12 protein-coding genes and 2 pseudogenes are annotated in these 17,779 nt (G+C 60.6%); 4 read left to right on the forward strand and 10 right to left on the reverse strand.

Annotated elements, in window-relative coordinates:
- Positions 1-34: 34 nt before the first annotated feature.
- A pseudogene (gene tssD, locus CUJ90_RS31185) lies at positions 35-313 on the reverse strand (type VI secretion system tube protein TssD); the annotation flags it as partial.
- On the opposite strand from tssD, the pseudogene CUJ90_RS31190 reads away from it, so the two are divergent.
- From CUJ90_RS31190 to CUJ90_RS31200, 3 genes and pseudogenes are all read left to right on the forward strand, one after another.
- Positions 295-879 (forward strand): annotated as a pseudogene (locus CUJ90_RS31190) (type VI secretion system baseplate subunit TssG); the annotation flags it as partial. The pseudogenes tssD and CUJ90_RS31190 sit on opposite strands and share 19 nt — an antisense overlap.
- A gap of 949 nt (positions 880-1,828) precedes the next feature.
- Complete coding sequence (gene mgtA, locus CUJ90_RS31195; protein WP_073428305.1) at positions 1,829-4,582, forward strand: magnesium-translocating P-type ATPase; 2,754 nt, start codon at positions 1,829-1,831, stop codon at positions 4,580-4,582.
- A gap of 217 nt (positions 4,583-4,799) precedes the next feature.
- Positions 4,800-5,912, forward strand: a complete 1,113-nt coding sequence (locus tag CUJ90_RS31200) for a porin (RefSeq protein ID WP_073428470.1) — start codon at positions 4,800-4,802, stop codon at positions 5,910-5,912.
- Between the two features lie 364 nt (positions 5,913-6,276).
- On the opposite strand, the gene CUJ90_RS31205 is transcribed toward CUJ90_RS31200, so the two are convergent.
- From CUJ90_RS31205 to CUJ90_RS31235, 9 genes are all read right to left on the reverse strand, one after another.
- A complete protein-coding gene (locus tag CUJ90_RS31205; RefSeq protein WP_167449666.1) occupies positions 6,277-7,677 on the reverse strand; it encodes an ISNCY family transposase in 1,401 nt (466 codons plus the stop codon).
- Between the two features lie 309 nt (positions 7,678-7,986).
- Positions 7,987-8,997, reverse strand: coding sequence for an IS110 family RNA-guided transposase (locus CUJ90_RS31210; protein WP_073432975.1), 1,011 nt, complete (start codon positions 8,995-8,997; stop codon positions 7,987-7,989).
- An 11-nt stretch (positions 8,998-9,008) separates the two neighbouring features.
- Positions 9,009-9,359 (reverse strand): hypothetical protein, encoded by a 351-nt coding sequence (locus tag CUJ90_RS32555; protein WP_152035391.1) that lies wholly within the window; start codon positions 9,357-9,359, stop codon positions 9,009-9,011.
- Between the two features lie 699 nt (positions 9,360-10,058).
- On the reverse strand, positions 10,059-10,328 hold the full coding sequence (locus CUJ90_RS32560) for a hypothetical protein (protein WP_152035392.1): 270 nt from the start codon (positions 10,326-10,328) through the stop codon (positions 10,059-10,061).
- A 212-nt stretch (positions 10,329-10,540) separates the two neighbouring features.
- The gene (locus CUJ90_RS31215) at positions 10,541-11,305 is read right to left on the reverse strand and encodes an enoyl-CoA hydratase (protein WP_114164558.1); all 765 of its coding nucleotides are present in this window, start codon (positions 11,303-11,305) and stop codon (positions 10,541-10,543) included.
- Positions 11,306-11,362: 57 nt separating this feature from the next.
- Positions 11,363-12,715 carry a ferredoxin reductase domain-containing protein gene (locus tag CUJ90_RS31220; protein WP_208645270.1) on the reverse strand — a complete coding sequence of 451 codons (1,353 nt, stop codon included), beginning with the start codon at positions 12,713-12,715 and terminating at the stop codon, positions 11,363-11,365.
- Entirely contained in the window at positions 12,697-14,391 is a 1,695-nt protein-coding gene (locus CUJ90_RS31225; RefSeq protein ID WP_114164560.1) for an amino acid adenylation domain-containing protein, read from the reverse strand. The genes CUJ90_RS31220 and CUJ90_RS31225 overlap by 19 nt, the downstream gene beginning before the upstream one ends.
- An 805-nt stretch (positions 14,392-15,196) precedes the next feature.
- Positions 15,197-15,382 (reverse strand): hypothetical protein, encoded by a 186-nt coding sequence (locus CUJ90_RS31230; RefSeq protein WP_073432932.1) that lies wholly within the window; start codon positions 15,380-15,382, stop codon positions 15,197-15,199.
- A 42-nt stretch (positions 15,383-15,424) separates the two neighbouring features.
- Positions 15,425-16,219, reverse strand: coding sequence for a response regulator transcription factor (locus CUJ90_RS31235; protein WP_161553740.1), 795 nt, complete (start codon positions 16,217-16,219; stop codon positions 15,425-15,427).
- A gap of 840 nt (positions 16,220-17,059) precedes the next feature.
- On the opposite strand from CUJ90_RS31235, the gene CUJ90_RS31240 reads away from it, so the two are divergent.
- Positions 17,060-17,770, forward strand: coding sequence for a TorF family putative porin (locus CUJ90_RS31240; RefSeq protein WP_159442618.1), 711 nt, complete (start codon positions 17,060-17,062; stop codon positions 17,768-17,770).
- Positions 17,771-17,779 lie beyond the last annotated feature (9 nt).

The following is a 17,779-nucleotide window of genomic DNA, read 5'->3' on the forward strand; positions in this document are numbered from 1 at the left end:
GGTGAGGCGGACCGGCCTTCAGACCAGCGGTCATTCAGGAACGCTCGTTCCAGGTGTCCTTGTGAATGATGTTGCCGTCCTTGTACGAACAGGTGATCGTCTCGTAGCGCAGCTCGACCTCCTCCAGGTGGTTGTGCTTCTCGTAGTCCGGATCCTTGATGTCGAGCATCTTCGGACGCACGGCGACCACCTTCACGTTATCGAGCTTCGTGTTGAAGTACTCCTTCTCCTTGCCCGCGTCGTCGATCTTGTACCACCTGATTTCAGCGGACTTGAGGGTCTGGCCGCTCGTGACTGCCTTGTAGAGGTACGGATCCCATCCGGTTCCGTTCGCGCGCGCAGCTGGGCTTTCCCGGGCGCGAAATCGATGCGGTCCGGTACGACACCGACGATCTGTCAGCGCGACCATCGGTGGTGACGACGTTTCTCGGACTTTATGGCGTCGACGCGCGCATGCCCGCGTATTTCGTCGATGTGGTAGCCCAGAACCGCGACGGGGCAGAGCGCCTGTCGGCGTTTCTCGACCTGTTCCACCACCGCGTCATCACACAGTACTACCGTGTCGCGCGCAAATACCGGTACCCGGTCGGCTTCAGGCGCGATGGCACGGACCCGGTGTCGCGCTATCTGCTCAGCTTCGCCGGCTTCGGATTCAGTACATCCCCGCGCCTCATCACGTCGGTGCCCAGGCTACCCGCGGCGGATGAAAAGCCGCAGCCTTCCACCGCGCGTCAGCGACTGCTCGAGGTGGCCGACAAGCGCCGGCTGCTATCGATGCTCGCGCTCACCATGCAGAAAACACGCACGGCTGAAGGGCTGGCAGGCGTGCTGCGGTATGCCGTGCCGGACGCCTCGATCGCGGTCTCGCACTTCATTCCCTGCGGAGTGTGAGAGGCAATCCATCTTCTCGACGGCCCTGACAAAAAACGACTCTGACATCCAATCCATCTCGAGACGCGTCGAATCTTCAACGCGCGCATTTGCTCCGTACAGCAAAATTTAAGGTTGACGCTGTCCTGAGCGTCTGCTTACAATCCGTCCGTCTTCACAAACAGGGGCTAGTGCCTTGGACAGTTGCAGTAGTCAATTCTCGAACAGTTTGATTGCCTGACCGGCAGAACATCCGCTAGCCTCATTCAGCCACCGTTCTGCCCGCAGGCAGATGGTGCGCGTCGCAGTAGTTTTCAGTACCGCTCCCGTTCACTCCATTTCAGCGCCGCTTCGGCACGCCAGATTGCGTCCGTCCGTACGGCCGGTTTCCTGAGCCCGACTCGGGACCATGCTCGCGTGCGCCCGCTGGTTTATCCCTGCGGGCGCATGAACTGACACGCCCGTGCACAACGCATCGGAAAGGAGACGTCATGCCCGACAGTGACATATGGCCTTTACGCCGCTTACGTTTTTTCATTGCCTGATGGATGCCCACACGCGTTCGCCGTCACTTGCCTGACTGTTTGAGCGTTGCCGTGCAGGCGTCCCGGCGACCTCAACAATCAGTCGGGCTTCGACCCGAACGGAGAAATCGCATGTATTTCGCCCTTCTCGTATCGCAACTGCCACAGGTCCGCGAGTCGCACCACTATTACGAAGCAGCGCCAGCGCTCGTATCGCCAACGCCCACCAAACCGTCACACCGGTGGTGGGCGGCAGTCAGGGCCCTGCTGGGCCAGAAGCACGGTCTCTCCTGAGCATGGCGTCGACAGCACGCGTCCGCCGTATCGAGGCAACGCGCGCTGTCGCTGAGCGCCTCGGGCCTCATGGAACGACACATCTCCAATATTCAAAAGCCGCGGGCCGTTCGCCGCGTGCATAGCAGCAGGAACAGCCGATGCAACACGAATCCACAAAAAAACCGCATACATCCAGGCGAAAGCAGAAAGGCTTTGTGTCTGGCTCCGCTGGCCGCGACCAGAGATCCTTCGCGCACGTAGTAAGCGAAGCCAACGAATCCGTCGACGCCACGCTCAAGCAGACGAACAGCTCGCTCGACGGTCTTCTCACGGCAGACGCACTGGAGCGTCTGCAACGTGCGGGTCCCAATGAAGTCGCCCATGACAGAGCCCCACACGCACTGGTACAGCTGCTGCGAGCCTTCAAAAACCCGTTCGTGCTGGTGCTGCTCGGTCTGTCGGTCATTACCTTCTTCACGGACGTGTACCTTGCTGCGCCGGACGATCGCAACTGGACCGGGGTCGGCATCCTGCTCACGATGGTGACCGCCAGCGGTCTGTTGCGCTTCTTTCAGGAATACCGCTCAAACAGGGCAGCAGAGCGGCTCAAGTCCATGGTTCGCACAACGGCGACCGTGATTCGCAGGGCAACCGTATTCGCGGATCAAGAGAGGCAGGAAATCGCGATGCGTGATCTGGTCGTCGGCGATATCGTCAGTCTGCAGGCGGGTGACATGATCCCCGCCGACATCCGTCTGATCGAGTCGCGCGATCTGTTCATCAGTCAGGCGGCGTTGACCGGCGAGGCACTGCCCGTCGAGAAATACGACACGCTCGGCGCGGTGACGGAGAAATCGGCCCATGCCGCTTCCGATGACCGGACCGATCTCCTCGATCTCGCCCATATCTGCTTCATGGGAACCAACGTGGTCAGCGGGACGGCAACGGCAATCGTCATCGCCACCGGCGTCGATACCTATTTCGGCTCACTGGCAAAAAACGTGGTCAGTCACAAGCGCGTCGAAACCAGCTTCGATCGCGGCGTCAACAGTGTGTCATGGCTGCTGATCCGCTTCATGCTGGTCATGGTGCCGGTGGTGTTCCTGATCAATGGCCTGACCAAGGGCGACTGGCTGTCCGCGGTGACGTTCGCGCTTGCAGTCGCGGTCGGTCTGACGCCGGAGATGCTGCCGATGATCGTGTCGGCGAATCTGGCGAGGGGCGCCATTGCGATGGCGCGACGCAAGGTGGTCGTGAAGCGGCTCAATTCGGTGCAGAACTTCGGCGCAATGGACGTCCTGTGTACGGACAAGACCGGCACGCTCACGCAGGACAAGATCATCCTTGAACGTCACCTCGACATCCACGGCAAGCGGGATGAGCGGATTCTGCAACTTGCCTGGCTGAACAGCTTCCACCAGAGCGGGCAGAAGAATCTCATGGACATCGCCGTCGTGGACCATGCCAATGAACGTGTCGCGCCGGTGAAACTGACGCAGTACGCCAAGGTCGACGAACTGCCGTTCGATTTTGTACGCCGCAGACTTTCGGTGGTGGTCGAGGGGTTGGACGGCAACCAACTGATGGTGTCGAAGGGCGCTGTCGAAGAAATGCTGATGGTGTCGACACACATTCAGAACGGTGACACGGTCCACGCGTTGACGGCGCACGAGCGCGACATGCTGCTTGCACGAGCCGAGGCGTACAACGAGGAGGGCTACCGTGTGCTGGTGGTCGCCACGCGCGAGATCCCGCGCGCCGAAGCGAAGTCCCAGTACAAGACCCTTGACGAGGCAGACCTCGTGGTACGCGGTTTCCTCACTTTCCTCGATCCGCCGAAGGATTCGGCCGCGCCCGCCATTCGTGCGCTGCGTGAGCATGGCGTGGCGGTCAAGGTCTTGACGGGCGACAACCCGATTGTCACGGTGAAGGTTTGCCGCGACGTGGGACTGGACCCGGGCGCTGCGCTGCTCGGGCGCGACATCGAGGCGATGAACGATGTCCAGCTTGCACAGGTGGTTGAACACACGACGGTCTTTGCGAAACTCACCCCGCTGCAGAAAGCGCGTGTCGTGAAGGCGCTTCAGGCAAACGGCCACACGGTCGGTTTCCTCGGTGACGGGATCAACGACGCGCCGGCGCTTCGTGATGCGGACGTCGGCATTTCGGTGGACACAGGGGCCGATATCGCGAAGGAAACCGCCGACATCATCTTGCTCGAAAAGAGCCTGATGGTGCTGGAAGAGGGCGTAATCAAGGGCCGCGAGACGTTCGGCAATATCCTGAAGTACCTGAACATGACGGCGAGCTCGAATTTCGGCAACGTGTTCTCGGTGCTGATCGCCTCTGCATTCCTGCCCTGGGAACCGATGCTGGCGATGCAATTGCTGATCCAGAACCTGATCTACGACCTCTCGCAGATGTTCCTGCCGTGGGACCGGATGGATCCCGATTTCGTGAAGAAGCCGCGCAAGTGGGATGCGGGCAATATCGGACGTTTCATGGTGTGGCTGGGACCGACGTCGTCGGTGTTCGATATCGTGACCTACGTGCTGATGTGGACAGTGTTCGGCGCCGGCGCGGCGTTCCACCTGCACGGCGGCGGTCAGAGCATCATGAATTCCGGCTGGTTCATCGAAGGTCTCGTCTCCCAGACGCTCGTCGTCCACATGCTGCGCACGCGCAAGATTCCGTTTGTCCAGAGTACCGCGTCGCTGCCGGTGCTGCTGTCGACCTCGATCGCTATCCTCGTGGGCTGCTGGTTGCCGTTTTCTCCACTGGCCGGGGCATTGGGTTTTACTTCGCTGGATCACAGCTACTGGCTCTGGCTCGTCGCAACAATCCTCGGCTACATGATGCTGACGCAGGTTGTGAAGACGCTGTATATCCGCCGTTACGGGCAGTGGTATTGAAGCCGACCGCAACTGCGCAGCGGGATGGGGTTCAAGCCCGTGCGCAATGGCTTCGACCAGCCTTGAATCATGGTGCGTGAGCGTCGTCTGTTGATGGCGCTCACGATCACCGCAGACCTCACGATGCATATATCGTGCGCACACGTTCCTCGCCACGCACCGTTGCGTGCAGCGCCGGATGCGCACGACCTGTTCATTTTTTCAACCGGTTCACGACATGTCCGCAAAACAGAACAAGCTTTTCACCATTCCGTCCGCCACCGCCGCCACGCTCGCGTTCCTCGGCGCGAACGCCCACGCGCAGAGCAGCGTAACGCTGTATGGCGAACTTGATACGGGGCTCGCGTATGTGAGTAACGTCGGCGGCCACGCGCAGTACAAGGCCACCTCGGGGCTGATCGATGGCAGCTTCTGGGGCCTCGCGGGCACCGAGGATCTCGGTGGCGGCAACAAGGCGATCTTTCAACTGGAGCGCGGGTTTTCGGTGACGACGGGCGACGGCTTCATCGATCACCCGTACTACGTCGGCTTTGGCAACGAGACGTACGGGACGGTCAGGGTAGGTCACCAGTACGATTCGGTCCACGACTACTTCGCACCGTTCACGCTGACGGGCAGTGCGGGGGGCACGGCGTTCGCGCATCCGTTCGACAACGACAACGCCAACAACGCGTACCTCGCGCGCAATTCGGTCACGTATGCGAGCCCGTCGTTCGGCGGCTTCAGCTTCGGCGGCATGTACGCGTTTTCGAACGGTGCCGGTCAGTTCGCCAACAATCGCGCGTACAGCGTCGGCGCGAACTACCAGAGCGGGCCGTTCAACGCGGGCGCCGCTTACCTGCACGTGAACGGCCGCGGCAACACCGCGGGAGGCGCATATGACACCGTGAATCTGCCCGGCTCGAATCGCGACGTATTCGACGCGAGCGTGCAGACGCAGAGCACGTATGGCGTCGGCGCAAGCTATGCGATCGGCGATTTTACGGTGGGTGCCGCGTGGTCCCGCTCGACCTATAGCGGTGTGACCGATGCCGGTTCCGGTTCAGCGGAGCCTTCGGTAGGCTTCAGCAACTATGAGATCAATGGCGTGTACCAGTGGGCGCCGAAAGTGTCGCTCGCCAGCATGTACACCTATACGAAGGGCTCGGGTGCACACTGGCATCAGGGCGCGTTGCAGGCTGGCTACCAGCTTTCGAAGCGCACCGATACCTATCTGGAGACGGTGTATCAGCGCGCTTCATCTCGCGTCCCCGCCGTGATCAATACGTCCGATCCGTCGGCGGGCCGCAGCCAGTTGCTGGTCGCGGCCGGTATCCGTCATCGGTTCTGAGCGCCCGTTCGTTTCGCGGGATGCGGCTGACGCGGGCGGGATGGAGCGAACGGGAGTGCAGGCTCCATCACGCCCGGCCTTCAGCAATGCCGTATGCCTGACCATTTGATCTTGAAAGACTTCAAAGGCGGGAGGCGACCATTCCATCTATCTAGCTAAAAGCGGACATTACCGTCTAGCCACTGCATTGTTTGTCGAGGCCATTTCAAGATGTCGTGGCGGCGGCTAAATACAAATGTCGTGTTTTCAGGGTTAAAAGGTCGGTCTTTCATCGGTTACTGATCACCCAGTGTCGAAGGATCCGCCGTGAATGGGCAGGGCGCCGACGTCTGTTTCGACTGACCCTGCAGACCACCGGCCAGGTTTACGGGTTGCGGGTTATCTGTCTTTGCTGGGCAAGATCCACGATCACATGCTCGATGTCAGTCTGCGTGAATTCGCGTTCTTTCTTCTTGCCCGGCGAGCTGCCCTCAGCCCTGGTTGCAACTCCCAGATGCGTTCGTGAAGGCGCCTTGCCGATCCGGCTGTTATCGCGTTGAGCCTGAATCACCTGCGCGACCTGCAGCACGTGGCTCAAACGTTTATGCTCGACGATCGCGCCCTGATCGATTTCTGTCAGCCGGTCATACTGCCTGCACGACAATGCACCGCCATCTGCCCGAAGTTCGATTCGCCCATCCGGATACTCCCAGACCTCGATATACCGGTCGATCAGCTTGCGATGCGCCGGCGTATCGTCCAGCAGATACATGACGCGGTCGTACTGCACGGTCAGCGCCTTCGTCACCTTGCGCGGCTCGCGCCACGTGAGCACGAGTTCAAGGTTCTCGTCAGCCCTCGGCGGACGGTGTGCGTCAAACTCGCTCTTCGGAGGCTTTGCGAAACGCGCGTTGTAGGCCGCCATGAAGGAGGGCACCCAGGCATTGGCCGCAGCGAGCGTGCGGATGTCGCGCAAGCGCATTTCCTTCACCATCCGGTCCTGCAGCGTCAGGTGCGCGCGCTCGACACGGCCCTTGGCCGCGCTACTGTTTGCACAGATCGTGTCGATGTTCAGCTCGTACATCGCGCGACCAAACTGCGTCACGCTATTGCCGGTCCTGCTTGCGGCCGTGTTCCGGAACACGCTCGCCTTGTCGCTGTAGAACGCCACCGGCTTGCCGTGACGCTCGATGTACGCACGCGTCGCCTCGAAGTAGCTGAAGGTCGATTCCGTGGCCGTGAAAAGCACGTGCATCAGCCGGCTCGTTGCGTCGTCGACGTACACCAGCAGCGTGCACTGCGGCGCCCGGTCCTCGAACCAGGGATGCTCGCTGCCGTCGATCTGGATCAGCTCGCCCAGGCACGACCGCCGCGCGCGCGGCTGGTAGACCTTCGGCGGCCGCTGCCGGCGCGGCACCCATAGGCCCGCGTCCGTCATCAGCCTGCGGACCGTTTCCTTCGCCAGACGTATGCCGTGGCATTCGTGCAGCTTCTCGCAGGCCAGCGTTGGGCCGAAATCGGCGTAGTACTCGCGGATAATCGCCAGGGCGCGCTGGGCCTCGTCGTCGTCCAGCCGCCGGTTACCCGGTCGGCTGCGTTTGCGTGAGACCAGGCCCGCTGCGCCTGATTCACGATACCGGATTACCAGCCGCTCGATCTGCCGCACCGTCAGGCCCAGCCGGTCGGCAGCACGTCCAGGTTTCAGACCGGTGTCCACCACAGCCTGGATCACCTTCAGTCGGTCGAGTTCGCGCATGTTCAATGTCACCAGTGTCGCTGGATGCATGGCCGGCTCCGTAATCCCGCGGGGAACCGGCAAGCATACCCAGAGCAGAACACGACATTTCTTATATGGTCGCCTCCCATTTGCAAGGTAATTGTTCGTAGCGAGAAGGGTGGTTGCGGACTTATATCCGGACTCGATTGCGGAACGTACCCGCCGGCCCCGATGGATTTCGCCGCAAAGGTCCTAATCTAAATAACGGACTCGAAGTCCGAGAAATGTCTCAGGCTTGCCTTCACGCGGTCCAACCTGTCTTGCCATCGTTCAATACACCTGTGCAACCGTGGATGGGTTAAAGGCTACGGTTCGTGCTTACTGCGCTGGTGCTGCCTGATACGTTCGACCATACGCGAGCAGCGCCCAGATTGTTCGCGCCATCTTGTTGGCGAGCGCAACGGCAACGACATTCGTTGGACGCCGGGTCAGCATCTGGCGCAAGCGCTCCGGCAAATACCTTGAACTTGAGATGACCGATCGCGCGCCGTGGATCAGTAGCGTTCGCAAGTACACGTCCCCGCGTTTGCTGATCCCGCCAAGCTTTACCTTGCCCCCAGAGCCGTTCTGTCGCGGCACGAGGCCCAAATAGGCAGCGAACTCCCGGCCGGAGCGAAAGGTCTTCGCCTGTCCAATTACCGATACTGCAGCAGTGGCCGTGAGTACTCCCACGCCGGGGATTTCGGAAATGCGTCTGCATGCATCGTTGTTGCGTCGCCACTCGAGAATGCGCTGTTCGATCCGGGCAATCTGCTCGTCGAGTCCACGTAGCCGCGAGATCTGGTCCTGCAGGCTGTCTGCCAGCATAGTGGGCAACTGCTCAGCCATCGACGCCAGCGCGACTTTGGCTGCCTCTATCGATGCACGGCGACCTGCCGGCAGTATCACGCCAAATTCGTAGAGCAATCCGCGAAGCTGGTTGACCTGCATGACACGGATCCTGACAAGTTGCTGGCGTATGCGGTGCATCGCAAGCATGGCCTGCTGGTCTTCCGTCTTGACAGCTACGAAACGCATGCCGGGACGTTGGGCCGCTTCCCAGATCGCCGCGGCATCCGCGGCATCGTTCTTGTTCGACTTCACGAACGGTCGGACGAACTGGGCTGCGATGAGCCGCACGTCGTGGCCAAGCCGCGCCAGGACACGGGCCCAGTGATGGGCGCTGCCGCAGGCCTCCATAACGACACAAGTCGCAGGCCGGTTGGCGAAGAACGGCACGAGCTGGGCGCGTTTGAGCACCTTGCTGCGAATCGCGCCGGTCACAGGCTCGACGTAGTGAATCTGGAAAACGCGCTTGGCCAGGTCGATGGCAATAGTCGTGGGTTCCATCAGCTTTCTCCTTAACGGGATATCCCAACGGAGACGATACTCGGGCTCGACATCGTCGCCGGGGTTGCTGCGGCGTCGGTTGGCCCGTTAAGGCGGGAGGCGACCATTCCATCTATAAAGCTACTACACTGTTTGTCGGTGATAATTTGTCTTATGTCAAATGTAGAAATGGGTGCCAAGGATTGGGTGGTCGTCCCGTTTGTTTGCATAAGCTTGTTTCCGTCTTTTGCAGAAATTTGTTCTTGGCGTATCGGGCCAACGGCCTGCCCTGTCCGCGCTTCGGCCATGGTCACGACTTCGTTGGCTGCGGGAACAATATTATGCAACTGCGATTTGTACAATATTGTTCCCAGCTGGCTCATGGCTCCCGACTGCCCGCTGGCGGACGCGAACAACTTTACGCAAACCAACGGCAACAGCCCCGTACCAAAGGCTCAGCTTCTCCCACTTTGCACCGGCAAACTTAGGCGCGAGCGCTGTCATCGGCATTCAATTCGGCGCTTCACTTGGGGGCGACACACTTCAAACGTTGGTACGGGGAACAACTTTCTGAAAGACCTCTTGAAGCAAACTTGTTCTCGAAGTCAGCCCCAAATCGACTATCCACTCGCGGGAACAAAATTACGCGCACCAACGGCATTGGCTTCGGCCTTTCCACGATGGCAGATAGCGGAGCGGTCGAAGAAATGATCGTCATGACCGGCAACACCGACTTGATTCCGGCGCTCAGACTTGTTCGCTCCCGTGGTTTTCAAGTGTCACGCGTAGCATTGCCAAATTACGCCATCATTGGCGAGCGGAGACGCATCTCGACCTCTTCCGCTCCGTGGCCGCCTGGTAACCCTCACTCTCTGGCCGCTCCCACCAAAGATATAGGCCAAAGGGCGGCCAGCAAGCACATGCATCGTCCAGCAACATGCGAAATGGTGGGCACGACGCTCGCCGCCCTCATCACGCAAACTCGCCCGATATCGCAGAACCGTCTCGTGCCTAAGCCAGAGCGGGCGACCAATAGACGCCACACTACCCGGATTGGTTTGGAAGGTTCTTCGAAGTGGAAACTATCTGAATTCACTATGCCGCCACTGGCGGTTTGAATTCACCGAATGCAATAAATATGGCCGATTCCCCTCGAAGCGTTGCATTTTTTCCGACTCGGATCGAACATGCACCTCGAAGGAGATTTTCTGGCCGACCCCTGCCGGATGCGGGCGGCCGTAGCCGATCCGGCCCGGTGCTTCGAACTTCTCCGAAGCGGACGCACGTGCGTTCGAGGCAACTTCATCGAAGATCAATCGCAGGAAACTGAATGCAGAGTCGTTCTGTCTCATCTGGCGTTCGCCGATGCAAAGGCGAATGCTCCTCGCGGATATGACTCGAATGGTGACCCGTCGGCACAGCACCCGAACTTGCCCACGACAGATTTATCATCGCCGTAGATTCTGGAAATTACTTCGCACATTCTTTTGGGGTGAAGATTGACGATTCCAAACGGCGGAGCATTACTCTGGACGAGGCGTTGCATTAGTGCGAGTCGTCCTTTCTAGCGGCCCTTGAACTCGGGCGTTTTTTTCTCGACGAAAGCGCGCATGCCCTCCTTCTGGTCTTCCGTTGCGAACAGTGCGTGAAATGTTCGCCGCTCAAACAGGAGCCCTTCGCGCAAACCCAGTTCGAGGGCGCGATCGACCGCCTCGCGGGCGACCATGGCAGTCACCTTGCCGTACCCGGCGATCGTCGCGGCAGCGGCGAGCGTTTCTTCCATCAACCGATCGGCGGGAATCACGCGGGCGACGAGCCCCGCGCGCTCGGCCTCGTCGGCCGCCATCGTGCGTCCCGTCAGGATCATGTCCATCGCCTTCGCCTTGCCGATCAGTTTCGTCAGGCGTTGCGAGCCACCCATGCCCGGGATCACACCGAGCCTGATTTCAGGCTGGCCGAAGACTGCGGTTTCGGCGGCGAATATCATGTCGCACATCATCGCCAGTTCGCAGCCGCCACCGAGCGCAAAGCCCGATACGGCGGCAATCTTCGGCGTGCGTAGCGCCGCAAAGTTATCCCAGCCAGCGAAAAAATCCTCGTTGAACATGTCCATGTAGGATTTGCCCTGCATCTCCTTGATGTCCGCGCCTGCCGCAAAGACCTTCTCGGAACCGGTTAGCACGAAACAGCCCACCTGCGGATCGCGATCGAGCGTTTGCATCGCGCAGACAATCTCCTCCATCACTTCGGAACTCAATGCGTTCATCGCTTTGGGGCGGTTCAGCCGGATAACGGCGACCCGATCCCGGCGTTCGATCAGAATGGTCATGCGAACCTCTCAAGAAAAAAATGGATGATCTGCGTTGCACCAGACACGCCGTCACGATCAGGAGTCCCAGATCGCGCCGTAAGCGGGAATCCCCCGGCTTTCCATGCCGTAGACGACTGCATTCGTGAGTTTCTGGTTTGCAATGCAGATCACGGCCTCTGCATTGAACTGCGTGTAGGCAGCGTAGGCGAGCCGAACCATGTCGGGCTTGCCTTGCGTATCGGTATCCCAGATGATTGCGCCCGGCTCTGCCTGAAGAATCTCATCTAACAGTGCGTCGCCATATGTCTCGCGAGGGCTTCTGGTCGACCAGACAAGCCGGGCTGGCACCCGTTTCGCCAGCAGATGGGGGAGCACCGGTCCAATGCCGCTGCCGGTCGCGACATAGACCACGCGGGTGAAAAGGGTTTCGATGTTGGCCACCCCGGCAGTGGGGATTCCTTTGACCCAGACGTGCGACGGCGCGTCGTCGATGAACGATCCGCTCCAGTCTCCGGCGCGGGAAACGATGAGGCGAAAGCCGTTCTCCCGAGGCGCGGGGATGTTGGCGAACGAATGCCATTCGAACAGAGGATGACGACTCACGGCGGTCGACGATCCGGGGAAAGGCGTGACGCCGTGGTCAAAGCGGACTATGGCGGCATGAGACGATGGCGTGTCGATCCTGACCGGCACCTTGCGCAGCCGCGTCCACGGAAGCGCAATGCTAGTCGTGAGGACAACAAGCATCCACCATCCGGGCGACGAGAGCAGCGCGCGCGCGAGACCCGCGCCGCCTCGCTGGTCGTCGATGAACATGACGCTCTGCGTCCAGAACAGTAGTAGTGCGGCCCATCCACCGAAGCGGTGCGTCTTTTCAAAGCTGTTGTGGAAGCGGGCGCGAATGGCCGGCAGCGCCATCAGTACGATGACGAGCAGAATCGCGAGCAACGCGTACGTCACCCAGACGATGCCGACTGACACGCCAGGCAATCCGTTCGCCAGATGGAACGTCAGGGAACCCGCGAAAACTGCGAACCAGACCGTTGCGGCCGCAGCACAGCCGCTGTGCAAGCCCCCGAAGTGATAGACCTTCGCGAGCGTCCACCGGATCGACAGCGGCCAGTGCGTCGGCGCCCGCGTCGCCAGCCAGAACAACAGATTGATCACGTACTGTTGACGGATCAGAATCGCGATCGAGAAATTCACCAGAACCAGATTTGAAATCGGGCCGAGCGCAATCCCGTTCCTCGTCCACCACGTTCCGCGCGTCACGCCAAACGCGAGAAACGCCAGGTTGATCGCTCCCACCAGACAGACGAGGCGGTGATAGTGCATCAGAGCCGGATGCCGCGCGAAGCGGCGCATGACGCCCTGTGGCATCGGCAGTTCAGCATCGAGAGAACTTGCCGTCATGCTCTCACCTCGCAAAGCAGTGACTCCTCGACTGGACTGGCTTGCCGCTGCTGTTCTTCCAGTCGCTCGATGGCAAGGTTCAGAAGTACGCGTTTGTCCACCTTGCCCCGACTGGTTAGTGGAAATGCGTCCATTGCGATGATCAGCGAAGGTGTGCAGTAGTACGGCAGCGCCGCTGCGACCATCTGACGCGCAACGTGAGTGTCGACAGAGCGGGGACAGACGAATGCGGCGAGATTGCGGCTGTCGAGCTTCAAGGCCACCGCATGCGTACACGACGGCACCGATTCGAGAACCGCGGACACAGAATCCAGCTCGACCCGAAAGCCGCGTATCTTGACTTGATCGTCCACCCTGCCCAGGTGCTCAAGCTCACCGTCCGGCGTCCAGCGGCCAAGGTCCCGGGTGCGGAACATCCGCCGTCCGTTGCCAAGAAATGGATCGGCTGCGTAGCGCTCGGTGGTCAACCGGGCGTTGTGCAGATAGCCTGCAGTGACACAATCGCCGCCTGCCCACATTTCGCCCACTTCGCCGATCGCACAGGGCTTGCGATGCTCGTCGAGGATATAGACCGTGTTGTTGGGTGTCGGCGTACCGATAGTGAGTCGCCCGGCCGACGGGTCATAACGCTGCACCGTATTGACGATGGTGGTCTCGGTCGGGCCGCAGGAATTGTGGAACGCGCAAAAGGCGGCCCATTTGTCCGCGAGCGGCTTCGGGCAGGGTTCGCCCGCGACCGCGACGACCTTGACGGTACGGCACTGGTCGGCGTCCAGGGTGGCGAGGATTGACGGAGTCGAAATGATGACATCGACTTCCCTGGCTACCTGCGCGAAGCCTTCTCCGCGAATCACAAGCGTTGCGCCGTTTGCCAGTGAACCCAGGATTTCCCAGGCCGCCATGTCAAACCCGATGTTGAGCATCTGCGCCACCTTGACGCCGGGGCGCATCCCGAGAGATCCGGGTTCGGTCAGCAGGATGTTCGATACATTGCGATGTGTGACCTGCACCCCGTTCGGAACACCGGTCGTCCCGGACGTGAATAGAATGAAACACCGGTTGTCGGCATTGACATCAGTCGCGACGGAGAGAGGAGCCGCGATATCCAGGTTGTCAGCTGCAGGTTCGTCGACATATTCGTCGATTGCGATGCACACGTGTCCGTCAGGCACAGGGACCAGGTGCTTTAGCCGGCCGAGCGTCAGGATCACCTTCGCCGAAGTAACATTGATGATGTGGCGAAGCTGAGTCTGCGGAGCCACGCCAGCATCCTGTGGCACGTATGCAGCGCCAGCCTTCAGCACGGCAAGAATGCCGATTACCATCGATATCGAACGCTGCAGAAAGAGTGCGACCGCGTCGCCCGTCGATACGCCGTGACTGACCAATGTGGCAGCCAGACGATTCGCCTGATGGTTCAATTCGCCATATGTGATCCTGTTTCCAAGATGCTGCACGGCAATGGCGTCGGGCTGCGCCGCAGCGTATTGCTCGAAAGCGTGATGCACGCAAGCGTATCTGGCCTCGACGTGCGGACCCTTCCCGAACCATTCAAATAGCAATTGATCGGCTAGCGACAGGTTGCGTATTGCTTCCCTGTTAAACACTCGCGATGCTTCATACGCCGATACGTCAACAGACTCGGGGCGGTGTCCGGTTGCATTGGCAAAGCTGTCTGGCGTCGTATGCATAGTCAGGTTTCCATGGTTGCATTCGTGGAGGTCTTCGTTCCGGCGGCACACCGATCAATGAGAACTGTCCGTAGGTGCTAACCAGCGATCCAGATGTTGCTGCAATGACAATTGTTGAGTATTCCGGGGACGGCTTTGGCGAGTCGATAGGAGCTGATGCAGGGCCTGTTTAGCCGCTGCCTGAAATTCAGCTTCCCTAGATTCCGCTCGATGAATGGACACATTTTCATACCCGGGCTCGCTCCATTGCTTAGCTCACACGATGGTTAGCCGCACGGCGGCGGACGGCAGTGCGATGGTCGATAAAGTCGGTCCATTTCTTCAGTGTTGGTGCGTGAATCAGACGATCCGCCGGCGCAACAGCCATGCTGCCTAGGCGAGAACGAAAGGGTTTGTTGCGGGCACGTCGCTGTGACCGGCACCGGTGCGTGCGCCAGCGGACCGGCATGGTGTGAGACCCTGGGCGCGTCTGCCAGCAACAGCGCAAGGCGACCGTAGCGCTGGAGGACGGTTTCGCGGTGCCGGTCACCCAACGATGGTCCATGAGGCGATGCTCGCGCTGGGCGTTGATCTGCAGCAGCCTTATCGCGGGATCGTGGGGATCGTGCGCGAGGTGCTCGTTCGGCCGATCCCTGTGGGCGCGTGCACGAGGTGCTGCAACGGGACGTGCAGCAGACCGGCGCGATCCATCGCAACCAAAACGCTGATCATCTGGTACGGACAGGTGGAGACGTCTTGCCAGAAGAGGACGCAGCACATCAAGCGCGGTTGGTGCACTCCGCAGGCGCTGCGCAGACGCAGGCCGCTACTTCATATGCTCTTCGTCGTCGCCCTGTGCTGGTGACTGTGCGGCGGCCGCTGCGCGTACTGCGTCCGCGAAGCGCTGCAACGACGACAGCGAACCGCATACGCTGTGATATGTCTCCCGGCCGATCTTTGCATCGAGCAGCAACTGCATACCGGCGTTCTTCGCGATTTCGATAATATCCATTGTCATCCCCTTCCCGTTTCGCGGCTTGGGCTAAAGCGACGTTCAGGCATCGGCGACGTCAGCGCCCTGTTCGCGGGCATCGGACTGCATTGCGCATGAAGGTCGTGCCGCGCCAGGTTTCGGCGCGCCCGTCCGCCCATCAGGTGGGCTGACGGACAGGACGGAATCCAGCCTGTAGCCGAGCGCATAGACGGTCTTCAGATTCAGTCCGGATCCGAGCGATAGGCGAAGCTTCTTGCGCAGTTTGTAGACGTGCTGCTCAATGGAGCGCGAGGCGACGTGCTCGCGTGAACCCCAGACGCTGCCGGCAATCTGCGCCCGGCTCAGGAACCTGCCTGGATTCGAGAAAAACAGCCAGGCTATCGTAAATTCGCGCGGCGTCAGCGGTATCTCCACGCCATCGAGAGCCACCAGGCCGACATCTTTTCGCAACACGTAGCTGCCCAGTTCAATGGTGTCGGCACCTGCCGCCCGATGTGTCTCGCGCTGGAGCACGACATGCGCGCGCAGACGCACCTGTTCCAGGTCGTAGCGGTAGGCCACATCCGTGGCGCCGGCGTTGATCCAGCCTAGCATTGCCGCCCAGTCCGGGAACGGCGTGAGGACGACCACCGGCGTGCCCACAGTCGCATCGCTGTTGCGCGATGACTGAAGCACGTCGAGTAACAGTGAACTGTTCTGTGCATCGATCAGCACGAGGTCATACACGGTCGCACGCGCTGCGCGCAGGAAATCCTGTCCAGCGCTGAATGGCTCGATCACAATCGGGTCGCTGGCAAAACATCCGGTCAGATCGCGGATCAATACAGGGTCTTCGGTCACGAGGGCAAATCGCACTACATTGTCTCCAGTCGGCCTGGTCCTTGAGAAGTCTTAGACGCAGGCCGGTTCAATTGTTGGCCGACGGCGCAGTCTTCGCCGCTCCAGCATTCCCGGTCGGTTGGGGCGCTCATTGATGTTCCCTGGACTTTTTCGTGCGACCAGCCGTTGTCGGCTGTCTGCCCCGTCGATCGCGCTTGCCGCGTGACCCTGCCTCGCATCGAGTCTCTGCTCCGTAGGTGCCATCCTGATCGATGCGGGATGCATTCCGGTAGAGAATAATTGAGCCTCCTGCTGGCGTCCCTTGCTGCACGCCGGGCATGCCATCGCGTCGGATCCATGAGGCGCGGCGCATCGCGCCGGAGATGTCAGCACATCCCTACCGGGGGTTGAGGGCGTACTGACAGTAGAAACCGCCTTTCCTGATCTGATATTTTTTGCCCGCAACAAGCAACTGTGCGATCTTTGCATTGCGTCGACCAGCGTGACGGCGCTCACGGGTTTTTCGCGTCGTTTGCGACCTTCTTCGCGCCCGACGTCACTTGCGGTCATCTTTCCAATTTCACGCACGACCTCATGTCACCTGCGCTGGCCGCGGTATCACCGCCGACTGCGCGCTTTCTCTGCCGCTTCACGCGGCGCGGCGAGTTCATGACACCACTGACGTTTGCTCCGGAATTCTTCCGTTTGCGTTTATCGGTTAGGATTGCACGACCCGATGGGATGCACTATGCATCGCACCGGGTCGTGCAGATGGCTGGACGCCCAGTCGGTCAGCGTCCCAATCCACCGGAACTGTGAACCAACGATATGGAGTTGCGGCGTGCTTTGCTCCTGACTTGCCGCAAGGCGGCCGGTTTGTCCGTAGGCCGGGTTCGATGGTGCCCGCTGTTCGTCACCTTCGCCGTGTTATCGTCGCCCGCCGCGGCTGCGAGCGATGACTGGCAGTTCGAGGCAGGTGTCACCACTAACAAGGTCACGCGCGGCATGGACATCGGCAACAGGCAGCCGTCCGTCAGCGCAGGGGCCAACTGGTATCCGGGCAACGGTTTCTTTGCGGGCGCGTCGGCTGCGTCGCTGCGCTCCGCCCGCCGCCCCACCAACGGCGCGGAAGTCGTCGTCAACGGCGGATATGGTTGGCGCCTGGCCGGCGACTGGAGCGCCCAGGCCATGCTCTCGCACTACCAGTTCCTCCAGGGATCGCAGTCCTCGCGCTTCAACTACGACGAACTGGTGCTGACCGCGGGCTGGCGCGACTCCCTGTTCGCCTCGGTCGCGCTCTCGCCGAACACGGGCTTCGGGCCGTCGCCGAGTTCGCACGCCGTCGCCTACGATCTGGTCGGCCGCCTGCCGCTCGTGCACGGCTGGACCGCGACGGCCGGCATCGGTTACTACGATCTGCACTCGGTGCTCGGCATCGGCTACGTCTACGGCAACGTCGGACTGACTTACCAGTATCGCGCGTGGCAATTCGACGTGTCGTATATCGCCACCAACAACGAAGCCAAGGCGCACCTCGGACCGGGCGCATCCAATCGCTGGATCGCCGATGCAATCTGGCATTTCTGAGCGGCGGCG

Source organism: Paraburkholderia terricola, from assembly GCF_003330825.1.
GTDB classification, from domain to species: Bacteria; Pseudomonadota; Gammaproteobacteria; order Burkholderiales; family Burkholderiaceae; genus Paraburkholderia; species Paraburkholderia terricola.

Coding starts and splice junctions, on each gene's coding strand:
- mgtA (WP_073428305.1), top strand. CDS start 1,829: ATGCAACACGAATCCACAAAAAAACCGCATACATCCAGGCGAAAGCAG.
- CUJ90_RS31200 (WP_073428470.1), top strand. CDS start 4,800: ATGTCCGCAAAACAGAACAAGCTTTTCACCATTCCGTCCGCCACCGCC.
- CUJ90_RS31205 (WP_167449666.1), bottom strand. CDS start 7,677: ATGCATCCAGCGACACTGGTGACATTGAACATGCGCGAACTCGACCGA.
- CUJ90_RS31210 (WP_073432975.1), bottom strand. CDS start 8,997: ATGGAACCCACGACTATTGCCATCGACCTGGCCAAGCGCGTTTTCCAG.
- CUJ90_RS32555 (WP_152035391.1), bottom strand. CDS start 9,359: ATGAGCCAGCTGGGAACAATATTGTACAAATCGCAGTTGCATAATATT.
- CUJ90_RS32560 (WP_152035392.1), bottom strand. CDS start 10,328: ATGAGACAGAACGACTCTGCATTCAGTTTCCTGCGATTGATCTTCGAT.
- CUJ90_RS31215 (WP_114164558.1), bottom strand. CDS start 11,305: ATGACCATTCTGATCGAACGCCGGGATCGGGTCGCCGTTATCCGGCTG.
- CUJ90_RS31225 (WP_114164560.1), bottom strand. CDS start 14,391: ATGCATACGACGCCAGACAGCTTTGCCAATGCAACCGGACACCGCCCC.
- CUJ90_RS31230 (WP_073432932.1), bottom strand. CDS start 15,382: ATGGATATTATCGAAATCGCGAAGAACGCCGGTATGCAGTTGCTGCTC.